This window comes from Kineobactrum salinum (assembly GCF_010669285.1).
GTDB classification, from domain to species: Bacteria; Pseudomonadota; Gammaproteobacteria; order Pseudomonadales; family Halieaceae; genus Kineobactrum; species Kineobactrum salinum.
The window spans coordinates 3,563,082-3,574,441 of sequence record NZ_CP048711.1 but is presented as its reverse complement, the minus strand read 5'-3'; the positions used below and the strand labels follow the sequence as shown (position 1 = coordinate 3,574,441).

16 protein-coding genes, 1 pseudogene and 1 riboswitch are annotated in these 11,360 nt (G+C 62.5%); of the genes and pseudogenes, 8 read left to right on the top strand and 9 right to left on the bottom strand.

Annotated features, from left to right (window positions below; translation table 11 throughout):
• Positions 1–48: 48 nt before the first annotated feature.
• Positions 49–483, top strand: a complete 435-nt coding sequence (locus G3T16_RS15920) for a TlpA family protein disulfide reductase (protein WP_163496092.1) — start codon at positions 49–51, stop codon at positions 481–483.
• A 15-nt stretch (positions 484–498) separates the two neighbouring features.
• Here G3T16_RS15920 and sat read toward each other — a convergent pair whose 3' ends face one another.
• The 5 genes and pseudogenes from sat to G3T16_RS15895 all read right to left on the bottom strand — a co-directional run bounded on the left by sat (position 499) and on the right by G3T16_RS15895 (position 4,353).
• Positions 499–1,683 (bottom strand): sulfate adenylyltransferase, encoded by a 1,185-nt coding sequence (sat, locus tag G3T16_RS15915; RefSeq protein WP_163496091.1) that lies wholly within the window; start codon positions 1,681–1,683, stop codon positions 499–501.
• Between the two features lie 30 nt (positions 1,684–1,713).
• A pseudogene (cysC, locus tag G3T16_RS15910) lies at positions 1,714–2,330 on the bottom strand (adenylyl-sulfate kinase).
• Between the two features lie 110 nt (positions 2,331–2,440).
• Positions 2,441–2,617 (bottom strand): hypothetical protein, encoded by a 177-nt coding sequence (locus G3T16_RS15905; protein WP_163496090.1) that lies wholly within the window; start codon positions 2,615–2,617, stop codon positions 2,441–2,443.
• A 2-nt stretch (positions 2,618–2,619) separates the two neighbouring features.
• Positions 2,620–3,267 carry a carbonate dehydratase gene (can, locus tag G3T16_RS15900; protein ID WP_163496089.1) on the bottom strand — a complete coding sequence of 216 codons (648 nt, stop codon included), beginning with the start codon at positions 3,265–3,267 and terminating at the stop codon, positions 2,620–2,622.
• Between the two features lie 18 nt (positions 3,268–3,285).
• Positions 3,286–4,353: a GGDEF domain-containing protein gene (locus G3T16_RS15895; RefSeq protein WP_163496088.1), complete on the bottom strand. Its 1,068-nt coding sequence runs from the start codon at positions 4,351–4,353 to the stop codon at positions 3,286–3,288.
• A gap of 181 nt (positions 4,354–4,534) precedes the next feature.
• Positions 4,535–4,636, top strand: a riboswitch (TPP riboswitch).
• 52 nt (positions 4,637–4,688) lie between these two features.
• Between G3T16_RS15895 and G3T16_RS15890 the strand changes: the two genes are divergently transcribed.
• Genes G3T16_RS15890 through G3T16_RS15870 form a run of 5 tightly spaced genes read left to right on the top strand, consistent with a single transcriptional unit; the run spans position 4,689 to position 8,524 of the window.
• Positions 4,689–6,245 carry a TonB-dependent receptor gene (locus G3T16_RS15890; protein ID WP_163496087.1) on the top strand — a complete coding sequence of 519 codons (1,557 nt, stop codon included), beginning with the start codon at positions 4,689–4,691 and terminating at the stop codon, positions 6,243–6,245.
• Entirely contained in the window at positions 6,221–6,796 is a 576-nt protein-coding gene (locus tag G3T16_RS22555; protein ID WP_197912071.1) for a TonB-dependent receptor, read from the top strand. Before G3T16_RS15890 ends, G3T16_RS22555 begins: the two co-directional genes overlap by 25 nt.
• Positions 6,797–6,810: 14 nt before the next feature.
• Positions 6,811–7,065, top strand: coding sequence for a YkoF family thiamine/hydroxymethylpyrimidine-binding protein (locus tag G3T16_RS15880; RefSeq protein ID WP_163496085.1), 255 nt, complete (start codon positions 6,811–6,813; stop codon positions 7,063–7,065).
• Positions 7,062–7,679: a nicotinamide riboside transporter PnuC gene (gene pnuC / locus G3T16_RS15875; protein ID WP_163496084.1), complete on the top strand. Its 618-nt coding sequence runs from the start codon at positions 7,062–7,064 to the stop codon at positions 7,677–7,679. The genes G3T16_RS15880 and pnuC overlap by 4 nt, the downstream gene beginning before the upstream one ends.
• Positions 7,646–8,524, top strand: a complete 879-nt coding sequence (locus tag G3T16_RS15870) for a choline/ethanolamine kinase family protein (RefSeq protein WP_163496083.1) — start codon at positions 7,646–7,648, stop codon at positions 8,522–8,524. The genes pnuC and G3T16_RS15870 overlap by 34 nt, the downstream gene beginning before the upstream one ends.
• On the opposite strand, the gene G3T16_RS15865 is transcribed toward G3T16_RS15870, so the two are convergent.
• A complete protein-coding gene (locus G3T16_RS15865; RefSeq protein ID WP_163496082.1) occupies positions 8,521–9,006 on the bottom strand; it encodes a YajQ family cyclic di-GMP-binding protein in 486 nt (161 codons plus the stop codon). The genes G3T16_RS15870 and G3T16_RS15865 overlap by 4 nt on opposite strands.
• Before the next feature lie 93 nt (positions 9,007–9,099).
• On the opposite strand from G3T16_RS15865, the gene G3T16_RS15860 reads away from it, so the two are divergent.
• A complete protein-coding gene (locus tag G3T16_RS15860) occupies positions 9,100–10,038 on the top strand; it encodes a ketopantoate reductase family protein (RefSeq protein WP_163496081.1) in 939 nt (312 codons plus the stop codon).
• Positions 10,039–10,080: 42 nt separating this feature from the next.
• The gene (locus G3T16_RS15855) at positions 10,081–10,260 is read left to right on the top strand and encodes a PLDc N-terminal domain-containing protein (RefSeq protein ID WP_163496080.1); all 180 of its coding nucleotides are present in this window, start codon (positions 10,081–10,083) and stop codon (positions 10,258–10,260) included.
• 6 nt (positions 10,261–10,266) lie between these two features.
• Here the strand turns inward: G3T16_RS15855 and G3T16_RS22550 are convergent, their stop codons facing one another.
• From G3T16_RS22550 to G3T16_RS15840, 3 genes are read right to left on the bottom strand one after another with little or no spacing between them, the layout of a single operon-like run.
• Positions 10,267–10,563 carry an AI-2E family transporter gene (locus G3T16_RS22550; protein WP_163496079.1) on the bottom strand — a complete coding sequence of 99 codons (297 nt, stop codon included), beginning with the start codon at positions 10,561–10,563 and terminating at the stop codon, positions 10,267–10,269.
• 8 nt (positions 10,564–10,571) lie between these two features.
• Positions 10,572–10,898 (bottom strand): AI-2E family transporter, encoded by a 327-nt coding sequence (locus tag G3T16_RS22545; RefSeq protein WP_163496078.1) that lies wholly within the window; start codon positions 10,896–10,898, stop codon positions 10,572–10,574.
• On the bottom strand, positions 10,883–11,347 hold the full coding sequence (locus G3T16_RS15840; protein WP_163496077.1) for an AI-2E family transporter: 465 nt from the start codon (positions 11,345–11,347) through the stop codon (positions 10,883–10,885). Before G3T16_RS15840 ends, G3T16_RS22545 begins: the two co-directional genes overlap by 16 nt.
• Positions 11,348–11,360 lie beyond the last annotated feature (13 nt).

Genomic DNA, 11,360 nt, shown 5'->3' with positions numbered 1-11,360 from the left:
GCAATCGTGGCATAATGACGGCCCCGACAACACCGCCGCGGAGTTCTGATGATGAAATTGCTTGCCGTCGCCCTCACCCTGCTGCTGGCGGGCTGTCAGCCGACGCCTCCCGATGATGCCGCGCTGCTGCAGAGCCTGCGCGGGCAATGGGTCGTCATCAACTACTGGGCGCAGTGGTGCAAGCCCTGCATCGAAGAGATACCCGAGCTCAACGCGCTGGACCAGAACTACGACACAGTGGCAGTGCTGGGCGTCAACTATGACGGCGCCACCGGGGATGAGCTGCAGCGGCAGGTTGGCACCCTGGGGGTGGCGTTCCCGACACTGCAGGACGACCCGGCTGCACTGCTGGGTCAGCCGCGGCCCACCGTTCTGCCAACCACTTTGATACTTGATCCGGACGGCGAGGTCGTCGCCACACTGGTGGGACCGCAAACCCTGGACTCCCTGACTGCCGCCACCGTGGGCCGCCAGCCAGGCTAGCCCGGGACGGTTGGGCTACGGCTGCCGCTGATAGTACTCCATCAGGATATGGGCCACCTCCGGCCGGGAAAATTCCGGCGGTGGCGCGATGCCATTGCCCAGCATCTCGCGCACCTTGGTGCCCGATAGCAGCACAAAGTCTTCGGGGCGGTGATCGGGCGCATCCCGCATCATCACCACTCGGTCCAGCTTCTTGCTGTAGGCAGTGTGGTCGGCGCGGTAGATCTCCAGTTCCAGAGAACCGGCCGGCACCTCCTCGTCGAACACCGTCTGGGCGTCAAAGCCACCGTAATAGTCACCCACGCCGGCATGATCGCGACCCACAATCAGGTGGCTGCAGCCACAGTTCTGGCGGAACACGGCATGCAGTACCGCTTCCCGCGGGCCTGCGTACAGCATGTCAAAACCATAGCCGGTGACCATTACGGTGTTGGCCGGGAAATAGACCTCAACCATCTTGCGGATGGCCGCATCGCGCACATCGGCGGGAATATCACCGGGCTTGAGCTTGCCCAGCAGCATGTGGATCAGGATGCCGTCAGCGCCGAGGTCTTCCATCGCCATCCGGCACAGCTCTTCGTGGGCGCGATGCATCGGGTTGCGGGTCTGAAAGGCAACCACCTTGTTCCAGCCACGGGAGGCAATTTCCTCGCGAATCTCGTACGCCGTGCGAAAGGTTTCGGGAAACTCAGCCTGGAAGTAGGAAAAGTTCAGCACCTCGATCGGGCCCGACAGCAGGGTCTGCCCCAGCGACTTGAAGGTGGCGACGCCCGGGTGCTGCGGATCCAGAGTGCGGAACACCTTTTCCGCAATGAAATCGATCTGCTCGTCGCTGACCGTTTCCACCGCCTCGACATCCATGATCGCAAGTACCGGATGGCCCTCGACATTGGGGTCGCGCAGCGCAATGCGGGAACCGGCGGCGATATCGGTGGCGGTAGTCAGATTGACAATCGGCACCGGCCAGAACAGACCGTCCACGGTCTGCAGCTTGTCAGCAACGCTGAGGCTGTCGGCCAGATTCATGTAGCCGGGCAGCGGATTGAAATAGCCAGCCCCCAACATCACCGCATTGGCGGCGGCGGCCGAATTCAGCAGCAGCGAGGGCAGGCGTTCGGCTTCTGCGGTCAGCGCCTCGCGCTGTGCCGGGTCAGCGACATACAGCGGATGCAGCTCGGCGGAACCGTGGGGTTTGATCATGGGTATCTCCGTGTGGGCTCGAATTCTGTTTCAGACCTTGATAATGCCGCGCTCACGCAACAGCGTGAGGATGATGTCCACTTCCTCGTCCAGGCTCTGTTGGTCGGAATGAAGGTGAACTTCAGGTTTCCAGGGCGCCTCATAGGGATCATCGATGCCGGTGAAGTTCTTGATCTCTCCGGCCCTGGCCTTCTTGTACAGGCCCTTGGGATCACGCGCCTCTGCCGCTTCCAGGGAGCAATCTACAAATATCTCGATAAAATCCATGCCGGCGGCTTCGTGCAGTTCCCGCACCTGGTCGCGATCGGCCGCGTAGGGGCTGATGAAACTGCTCAACGCGACCACGCCACAATCCACGAACAACTTGGCGATCTCGCCGATGCGGCGGATATTCTCGGTGCGGTCCTCGGCACTGAAGCCCAGGTTGCGGTTGATACCCAGGCGCACATTGTCGCCGTCGAGCCGATACGACAACACCCCAGCTCGTTCAGGCGGCCTTCCAGCTCCACCGCCACGGTACTCTTGCCGCTGCCCGACAGGCCGGTGAACCACAGGGTCGCGCCCTTGTGGCCCAGCAAGCGGGAACGGTGCTCACGGGTAATGTCGCCCTCGTGCCAATGCACGTTTGTCGCTTTCTGCTTTGCCATAGCTCCATTCTCGTCGTCAAGGATATACAAAATCGCGGGGATCGGAGGCTGTGTACTATACGCGCATCCGGGAAGGGCTTGAATACCCGATCCATATAATGCCGAGGGGATCAGAGGTAGTGATTGAGCAGGGACAGCACCAGCATCAAGCCCACCAGCGGAATCAGCCAGCGCCGCAGCTGGTGCATGCGCTCCGGATCCGGCGGCTTCGCGAAGCGCTCGCCCAGTACCACCATCAGCGCCACGCCCCCAAATATCAGCAGCAGGAGCAGCAGCAGATTGTCCATACCTATTCCAGATCCTGGTCCGGCATCATCCGGTAGACCTCGGAGATCTGCTCGGGACCGTTTACCGTACACTCCAGGTCCGTTATCAGGCCGTCCTTGAGGCTGTAGATCCAGCCGTGCACCGCCAGCGGCTGCCCCCGGCGCCACGCGTTCTGGACAATGGTAGTGTGGCAGACGTTGGATACCTGGCTCACCACGTTCAACTCGCACAACAGGTCGACCCGGGCGTCATCGGTCTCCAGCGCGGCGATACGCCGCCGGTGACGCTGCTGCACGTCCTTGATATTGCGCAACCAGTTGTCGATCAGGCCGTTGTCCCGATTTTCGTAGGCGGCGCGGACCCCACCGCAATTGTAGTGACCGACCACCAGCACGTGCTTGACCTGCAGTACATCCACCGCGTACTGCAGGACCGTCAGGCAGTTGAAATCGGTATGCACCACCATATTGGCAACATTGCGGTGCACGAACACCTCGCCGGGCAGCAGCCCGACGATCTGATTGGCGGGCACGCGGCTGTCGGAGCAGCCTATCCAGAGATATTCGGGGCTCTGCTGGTTGGCCAGCTTTTCAAAAAACTCCGGATCCGAGGTCTTGACACTCAGCGCCCAGGCCCGATTGTTGTCGAATAATTCGTCTACACCACTCAAGAAAACAATCGCTCCAGTTCAGGTGATCAGGGTGGCCAACCGGGACAGTTTTACCCGGTTGCCATTGCCGGCAATGGCGGCCTCAACAGCGCGGCTGCCCACGGCTTGCATTTGCCGGGCCAGTTGTGCCATATCGAGTGCCGGGTACTGGCGGGGCTCCCAGGTCACCAGACCGATGCTGACGGTCACCTGCAGGGCACCGCCCTGGCCGTCGTCGACCATGAACCCCTCGATATCGGCGCGAATACGCTCGGCGACTTCACCGGCAGTCACCTCATCCGTGCCGGTCAACAATACCGCCAGCCGGGAGTCCGACAATCGCGCCAGATAATCGGTGGCGCGCAAGCCGGACGAGACCCGCTCGGTGACCTTCTTCAGTACGAAGCGCCCGGCGACCTCGCCGTAGTGTTCGTGCAGTTCCTCGAACTCATCGATCTCCAGCATCAGCACGGACAGTGCATCGTCGGCACGCCGCGCGCGCGCAATCTCCCTTGCAATGTCTTTTTCAAAGCCCCGCAAGTTGCTGATCTGGGTGAGCGGGTCCACCATCGTCAGCCGTGAGACCTGCTGGCGGCTGACCGCCTGCTTGAAGGTGGCCGAAATCACCGCCGCGAGGTGTGTCAGCAACGTTTTTTCTTCGGAACCCAGCATGATGAAGGCCGGCTCGGCAAAGCCGAAATGGTAGCTGCCCAGCAGACGGCCCGAATCCAGCAGCGGCAACAGCAGCGCGTGCTGGATCCCCTGATCGGTCTTGAGCACCTCGAACATGCGCGAATCGGTAGCGTCGATCAGCTCGACACCGGGCTCCATTTCGTACAGCTCCTGCATCTCGAACATGTCGTGATACAGTTGCAGGTAGGGACCGTAGCGGTGGCCCGAGGTGATCAGCCCCGCCAGCACATGCTCGGGGTCATACAGCCACAGCTCCGCAACCCGGAAGCCGAAATGCCGGGGCAGGTTTACCAGCAATACTTCCAGCACCGCCTGCAGGTCGGCCGCCTCCACCAGCATGGTCTGGATCTGCATGCACTGCTGGTACAGGTAGCGGTTCAGCTCGACAGTCTGTCCCAGCCGCTGTTCGCGCACCTGCTCGACACTGTCCAGGGCGGAGCCCCCTCGATTTCCTCCCGGACCGCGTTTTCGTAGATGAACTCTTCAGCCATGCGGCACTCTCTAGCCATGCCGGGCAAACCCGGGGTTTGGAAACATTTGTATTGGCTCAGCAGTTTAAGCCGCCTATACTGGCGATGCAATCCATAGTGGAATTGCACACAACCTGGGGTGGCTTCGGCCTGAGATACCGCGCGCGGTGAACCCTTTGAACCTGATCCGGTTAGAACCGGCGTAGGGATAGGTGCCTGTCTCCTAGTCCAGCCCGCTTGTCCAACCGGTTCTCTTGCTTTGCTTTCTGGGAGAACCCAATGAAACTGTTTAGCTGCCTGTTGCCACCGGCCCTGCTACTGGCCTGCCAGACCCACGCCGACAATACCGCACTGGAAGAGATCATCGTCACTGCCGAACTGCGCGACATCACGCTGCAGCAGCAGCCGGTCAGCACCAGCGTGCTCACCGGCGACATGATCCGTGAACGCGCAGCCCAGCACCTGGAACAGGTGTTCAATGTCATCCCCAACCTCAACTACGCCGGCGGCACCTCCCGTGCCCGCTTCTTCCAGATTCGCGGTATCGGCGAACGCAGCCAGTTCCAGGAACCGCTCAACCCCTCCATAGGCCTGTTGCTCGACGGTGTCGACTTCAGCGGCCTGGGTACCGTCGGCACCCTGTTCGACGTCGAGCAAGTGGAAGTACTGCGCGGCCCCCAGGGCACCCTGCACGGTGCCAATGCGCTGGCCGGCCTGGTCAATATCCGCAGCGCCGCGCCAGAGGCCACCCCCGGCCTGGAGATCCAGGGCAGCGTGGCCGACTACGACTCCTGGAGCCTGGGCGTGGTGGGCACGGGCCCGCTGGTCAGCGACACCCTGCTGTACCGGATTGCGGTGCAGCAGCACCGCAGTGACGGCTACATCAAGAACGACTTTCTGGGCCGCGACGATACCAGCGACCGCGATGAAACCACTGTGCGCGGTCGCCTGCGCTGGCTGGCCAGCGGCACCGACAGCGTCGACCTGACCCTGCTGTACGCCGATATCGACAATGGCTACGATGTATTCTCGCTGGACAACAACCGTCGCACCCTGTCCGACCAGCCCGGCAAAGACCGGCAGGAGTCCACCGCGCTGTCGCTGCACTGGCAGGGCCAGCGCGACAGCGTGGATTTCGAAACCCTGCTCACCGCCGCCACCACTGACAGTGACTACAGCTACGACGAGGACTGGGCCTATGTAGGCATCGCTCCGGAGCTGGAGTACAGTTCCTTCGACCGCTTTCTGCGCGACCGCGACAGCTTCAGCGCCCAGCTGCGGCTGCTCTCCAACGACCAGTCCCATCTGTTCGGCGGCCGCGGCCAGTGGGTCGCCGGGCTGTACTACCTGGCGGACCGGGAACAGCTGCAGCGTCAGTACACCTACCTGGCCGAGGACTTCTTCAGCGACTACGACGCAGACACCGCGGCAGTATTTGGCCAGCTGGATACAGCGCTGAGCGAACAGCTGACACTGATCAGCGGGCTGCGGCTGGAACGGCGCGAAACCGACTACAGCGACAGCAACAGCATCGCCGGCGATACTGCCCGCACACTGTGGGGCGCGCGGCTGGTACTGGAGTTCCAGTACCGCGAAGATGCGATGCTGTACGGCGGCGTATCGCGCGGCTATCGCGGCAGCGGCGTCAACACCAACATCCTTTCGGGGTTGCAGACCACCGACAACCCGGAGCTGCTGCAATTGTTCAGCGGTCTGCAATCCTTCGACGAGGAGACCCTGCTCAATTACGAGCTGGGTCACAAGGGGAGTACCTGCAGGGCAGCCTGCGCTCGCGCCTGGCCCTGTTCTACATGGATCGCAATGACCAGCAGGTGAAGGGTTCGCTGGTGGTGCCCCGCGAAGACGAAAGCACGCAGTTCATCGACTACACCAGCAACGCCGCACGCGGCACCAATTACGGCCTGGAACTTGAGCTGGACTGGCTGGCCACCGAACGGCTCAGCCTGTACGCCAACATCGGCCTGCTGGACGCCAGCTTCGATCGCTACATCCGTGCCGACGGGGAGGATCTGGCCGGGCACGAACAGGCGCACGCACCCAGCTACCAGATCGCCACCGGCGGCCGGCTCAATTTCAGCGACCACCTCTACCTGCGCGCCGATGTGGAGGCCAAGGACAGCTTCTTCTTCTCCGACCGCCACGAGCTGCGCGCCAATGCCCACACGCTGCTGCACCTGCGCCTGGGCTATCAGCGCGAAACCTGGGAAGTCGCGCTGTGGGCCCGCAATCTGACTGATCGCAACTACACCACCCGCGGCTTCGGCAGCTTCGGCAACGACCCGCGCAAAGGCTATGTGGTCGAGCCCTATACCCAGCTGGGCGAGCCCAGGGTAGTGGGTGTGAGTGCCAGCTACCGTTTCCAGTAACCCGGGAGATTACCATGCAAGTCACCGCCGAACTGAGCCTGTACCCGTTGCAGGAGGACTATATTCCGGTCATTGAGGCCTTTATCGCCAGCCTGGGCGAGATCGAGGGGCTGACCATTGTCACCAACGCCATGAGTACCCAGTTGTGCGGAGAAGCGCAGCAGGTCTTCGACCTGGTGCGCACCGCGCTGGAGCGCAGCCACGCGCAGTTTGGCAAGCAGGTACTGGTGTGCAAATTCATTCCAGGGGCACTGGCCATCAGCCCATGACGGACAGCGCGCTCAGCGAACAGCTGGCGAGTGCGAGCCTGGCCATGTCGGGCTGGGAAGTCATCGCCGTGGCGCTGGGCATTGCCTATCTGTTGCTGGCGGTGCGCGAGAGCCTGTGGTGCTGGTACGCCGCATTCGGGGGCACGGCCATCTATCTGTGGCTGTTCTGGCAGGTGAGGCTGCCGATGGAGTCGGCGCTGCAGCTGTTCTACCTGGCCATGGCAGTCTACGGCTGGCAGCAATGGCGTAGTGGCGCTCGCAGCGACGGCCGGACCCGGCCCATTTCACGCTGGCCGGCACGGACTCACCTCTTCGCCATCATCACGGTGTTGAGTGCCAGTGCCGTCAGCGGTGCACTGCTGCAGCGCTACACCGATGCGGCCCTGCCCTACCTGGATTCCTTTACCACCTGGGGCAGTGTGCTCACCACCTGGATGGTGGCCCGCAAGGTACTGGAAAACTGGGTGTACTGGCTGGTGATAGACAGCGCTTGCATCTACCTCTATCTTGAGCGCGGACTGCTGCTGACCGCAGTGTTGTTCATGGTATATCTGATTATCGTGGTCTTCGGGTTTTTTCAATGGCGACAGCATTACCACGCGCAATCCGCCTGAGACTGGACCAGGCCCTGGCACAGTGGCCGCACTGGGACCTGCAACCAGCACCGGGCAGCCCGCCGCGAGTGCTGCAGCCACTGGGCCAGGGCCTCAGCAACCACAGCTTCCTGCTGGAGGCCGGTGCCAGGCGCTTCGTACTGCGGCTGGACGGACTCAACCCGCATGCCTATGGTCTCAACCGGCAGACGGAGTGGCGCATATTGCACAATGCCTGCGCTGCCGGGTTGGCGCCGAGGCCACGCTACTGCAATCCCGAACTGGGTGCCCTGGTCTGCGACTATCTGGCGCCGGACCCGGCCACAGCGGAAGACCCGGTAGCCGTCGCCGCGCTATTGCGCGCCATCCACCGCCTGCCAGCCGTTCACGCACGACTGGACCTGTCAGAACGCTGCCGGCGCCATGAGCACACGCTGCGGGCGGCCGCGGGCGCCGGTTGGCACGCCCTCGCGGCGCTGGCCGAGCCGCTGGCACTGCTGTTGGAGCAGGCGGAAACACTGGCGGGGCCGTTGCTGCTGTGCCACAACGACCTGTTGCGCAGCAACCGGCTGCACAGCGGCGGGCGCCTGTGGGCGGTGGACTGGGAATATGCCGCGATGGGCTCCGCATGGTTCGACCTGGCCGCCGTGCAGGCCGGGGACGAGATGCCGGAAGCGGACAGCCGCGCGCTGCTCCAGGCCTACCTGGGGCGCGAGCCGCAGCCACAGCAGTTGCATACGCTGGCCCTGTTCGACTGCATCTACCGCTACCTGGAACTGCTCTGGTACGCCCAGCGCGAAAACAACGTGAACACCGGCTTCTGGCGGGGCAAGCTCGACCGGCTGCAACAGCGGTTGCAGTACTAGTCGCGAAAATTGGTGAACTGCAGCGGCAGGTCGACGGGGCTGCTGTCCCGCAGCAGCGCAATGGCCTGCTGCAGGTCATCGCGCTTCTTGCCTGTCACCCTTACCTGGTCACCCTGGATCTGCGCCTGCACCTTCAGCTTGGCATCCTTGATGGTCTTGACGATGGTCTTGCACTGCTGGCTGTCCAGGCCGTGGCGCAGGGTGATGGTCTGGCGCAGCAGCTTGCCGGAGCCCACCGGCTCGCCGCTGTCCATGGCCTGTGGATCGATATCGCACTTGATCAGCGCCGAGCGCAGCATGTCCTCCATCTGCTCCAACTGGAACTCAGCCTCGGCGTGCAGCGCCACAGTGCGCTCATCGCGCTCAAACCCCGCGTCCACCCCCTTGAAATCAAAACGGTTATTGATCACCCGCGCCGCCTGGTCGACCGCATTGGTCAACTGGTGCAGATCGACTTCCGATACGATGTCAAAAGATGGCATAGTGCGCTACCCCGGTCCGGTAAACTGTGAAGGAGTCCCATGGTAATCTGCCGGCAACGCTTTGCAATCCCTGTCGGGAAGTGATCGTAGCGCATGCGACATTGGCATATCCTCGGTGTCGGGGCCATCGGCGGCCTGTTCGCGAGCCTGCTGCAGGCAGGCGGCAGCCGCTGCACGCTGCTGTTGCGGGAGGACGACCCGGACGCAGGCGAAAGCAGCCTCACTGTTGAGCTACGGTGCAAACAACAGCACAGCCACTATAGGTTTCCGGTATCGGCCCGTGGCGACTCCAGTGGCATCACTCATCTGCTGGTCACGACCAAGGCGCAGGATATTGTCCCGGCACTGGCCGCAGTGATACCGCGGCTGAGCCCCGCCAGCACAGTACTGGTGCTGGCCAACGGCATGGGCTACCTGGAGCAGCTGCAGACACGCTGGCCATGGCTGCCCTGTTATGCGGGCACTACCACCGAGGGCGTCTACCGACAGGGACGGCGCCTGCTGTGTCACGCCGGCAGTGGAACTACGCTGATCGGTGGGCGCGGAGAGTCCACCTCGCCGCCCTGGTTCGCGGATTGGCAGAACCTGGCGGTGAACTGTGCCTGGGAACCGCGGATCGACCAGGCGCTGTGGCGCAAGCTGGCCATCAACTGCGCGATCAACCCGCTCACGGCCGTACATGATTGCTGCAACGGCGAACTGGCCAGCCGCCCGGAACTTGCGGTCGAGGTGCAGCAGCTGTGCGAGGAAATCAGGATGATTGGCGCCGCCGCCGGCCAGCACCAGGCGGTAGCGGACCTGCACACGAAAGTTGCGGAGGTGATCGCGGCCACCGCCAACAATCGTTCTTCCATGCTGCAGGATATCCGCGCGCGACGGACCACCGAAATCGACTACCTCAACGGCTACCTGCTGACGCTCGCCGACGAGCTGAAGCTGGAAGCGCCACGCAATCGGGCGCTGGTGACCGCGGTGCGGTCTCTGCAAAAGCAGGCGCAAAAGCAGGTGGGCCGGCGCGGACGAATCAGGTAGACTGGACACCAATTACAACGACGGGACATGGAGCGCGCCACTATGGATGTACAAGTTGGAGGCCTGTTGGGCCTGATCTGGCTGGCTATCATCATCTGGGCAATCGTCAAATGTGCCCAGAGCAACGCCGGTACCGGAGCCAAGGTGCTGTGGATACTGTTGTTGCTGCTGATGCCGGTGCTGGGCCTGATCCTGTGGCTGCTGCTGGGCCCCAAGGGCTGACCGGACTCAGGCGCGCGTTTCTATCAACTGCACCCAGCTGTTCATGAAACCGGTCTGGCCCGCCGCCAGCTTCAGGCAGACCAGCAGGGGCACTGCCAGCAACACACCCACCGCGCCCCACAACCAGCCCCAGACCACAAGCCACAGGATGATCACCAGCGGGTTCAGGCGCATGTGGCGTCCCAGCGTCATCGGCGTGAGGAACTGGGCCTCGAACAGATTAATACTGAAATAGACCAGGGCGGGCACCAGCGCGAAGCCTGTCATGCCGTATTGCACCACCCCCGCGAGAGACAGGATCATCGCCGCTATCAGGGGCCTACATAGGGCGCGAAATTCAGCATCCCCACCAGCACCCCCCACAGCAGCGCGTCCTGCACACCCAACAGCCACAACGCTGCCGCGGTAGTCAGTCCCAGCAAGCTGTTGATCGCGCTGACGGTGAGGATATAGCGCGACAGCTCGATCTGGGTCTTGCGCAGCAGCAGGATACTGCGGCGCTTGTCGTGGATGGTCGGAAAAATGTTGACGAAGGCGACAAACAGCCGCGGGCCGAACACCAGCAGAAACAGGATTAGGACCACGGTCGTCAACAACTGCGCAAGCATGACCGGCGCGGCGCTCAACATCGAAAGCATCGCCTCCAATCCCCCTGTTTCAGGCTTTCGCTGACGCGGTCGCTGTCCTCGTCCTTCCCTTCCACCTCTGGATCATCTTCCGCTGCCCTGTCGTCACCCCCAAACAGCCCGAAAAAACTGAAGCCCCTGGGTTCGGGGGGCTCGGCCACTGGTTCCGGTGCCGGCGCCAGTTTGTCAGTCAAATCGTCCACCTGCTCCGACAACTGTGCGGTCAGCTCGGGGATCTCTTCGATCCAGCGCTGCGCAGGAACGCTGAGCTGGCTGGCCAACAGGGCGAGCGGCCCGCCAATTAGACACAGCATCAGCAGCGCCGACACAGTACGGGGAATATAAAAACGTTTAAACAGGTTGACCAGGGGACTCAACAACAGCGCGAACAACAGTGCCACCACGATGGGCATCAACAGGGATTTCGCAAAGTAAATGGTATACAGCAGCGCCAGTGCCAATAACCACCTGAGC

Excerpts from the sequence above, each read along its gene's own strand:
- G3T16_RS22555 (WP_197912071.1), top strand. The coding sequence starts at position 6,221 with ATGGATCGCAATGACCAGCAGGTGAAGGGTTCGCTGGTGGTGCCCCGC.
- G3T16_RS15905 (WP_163496090.1), bottom strand. The coding sequence starts at position 2,617 with ATGGACAATCTGCTGCTGCTCCTGCTGCTGATATTTGGGGGCGTGGCG.
- G3T16_RS15880 (WP_163496085.1), top strand. The coding sequence starts at position 6,811 with ATGCAAGTCACCGCCGAACTGAGCCTGTACCCGTTGCAGGAGGACTAT.
- G3T16_RS15920 (WP_163496092.1), top strand. The coding sequence starts at position 49 with ATGATGAAATTGCTTGCCGTCGCCCTCACCCTGCTGCTGGCGGGCTGT.
- G3T16_RS15860 (WP_163496081.1), top strand. The coding sequence starts at position 9,100 with ATGCGACATTGGCATATCCTCGGTGTCGGGGCCATCGGCGGCCTGTTC.
- G3T16_RS22550 (WP_163496079.1), bottom strand. The coding sequence starts at position 10,563 with ATGATCCTGTCTCTCGCGGGGGTGGTGCAATACGGCATGACAGGCTTC.
- G3T16_RS15870 (WP_163496083.1), top strand. The coding sequence starts at position 7,646 with ATGGCGACAGCATTACCACGCGCAATCCGCCTGAGACTGGACCAGGCC.
- sat (WP_163496091.1), bottom strand. The coding sequence starts at position 1,683 with ATGATCAAACCCCACGGTTCCGCCGAGCTGCATCCGCTGTATGTCGCT.
- G3T16_RS15890 (WP_163496087.1), top strand. The coding sequence starts at position 4,689 with ATGAAACTGTTTAGCTGCCTGTTGCCACCGGCCCTGCTACTGGCCTGC.
- G3T16_RS15865 (WP_163496082.1), bottom strand. The coding sequence starts at position 9,006 with ATGCCATCTTTTGACATCGTATCGGAAGTCGATCTGCACCAGTTGACC.
- G3T16_RS22545 (WP_163496078.1), bottom strand. The coding sequence starts at position 10,898 with ATGCTTTCGATGTTGAGCGCCGCGCCGGTCATGCTTGCGCAGTTGTTG.
- pnuC (WP_163496084.1), top strand. The coding sequence starts at position 7,062 with ATGACGGACAGCGCGCTCAGCGAACAGCTGGCGAGTGCGAGCCTGGCC.
- G3T16_RS15855 (WP_163496080.1), top strand. The coding sequence starts at position 10,081 with ATGGATGTACAAGTTGGAGGCCTGTTGGGCCTGATCTGGCTGGCTATC.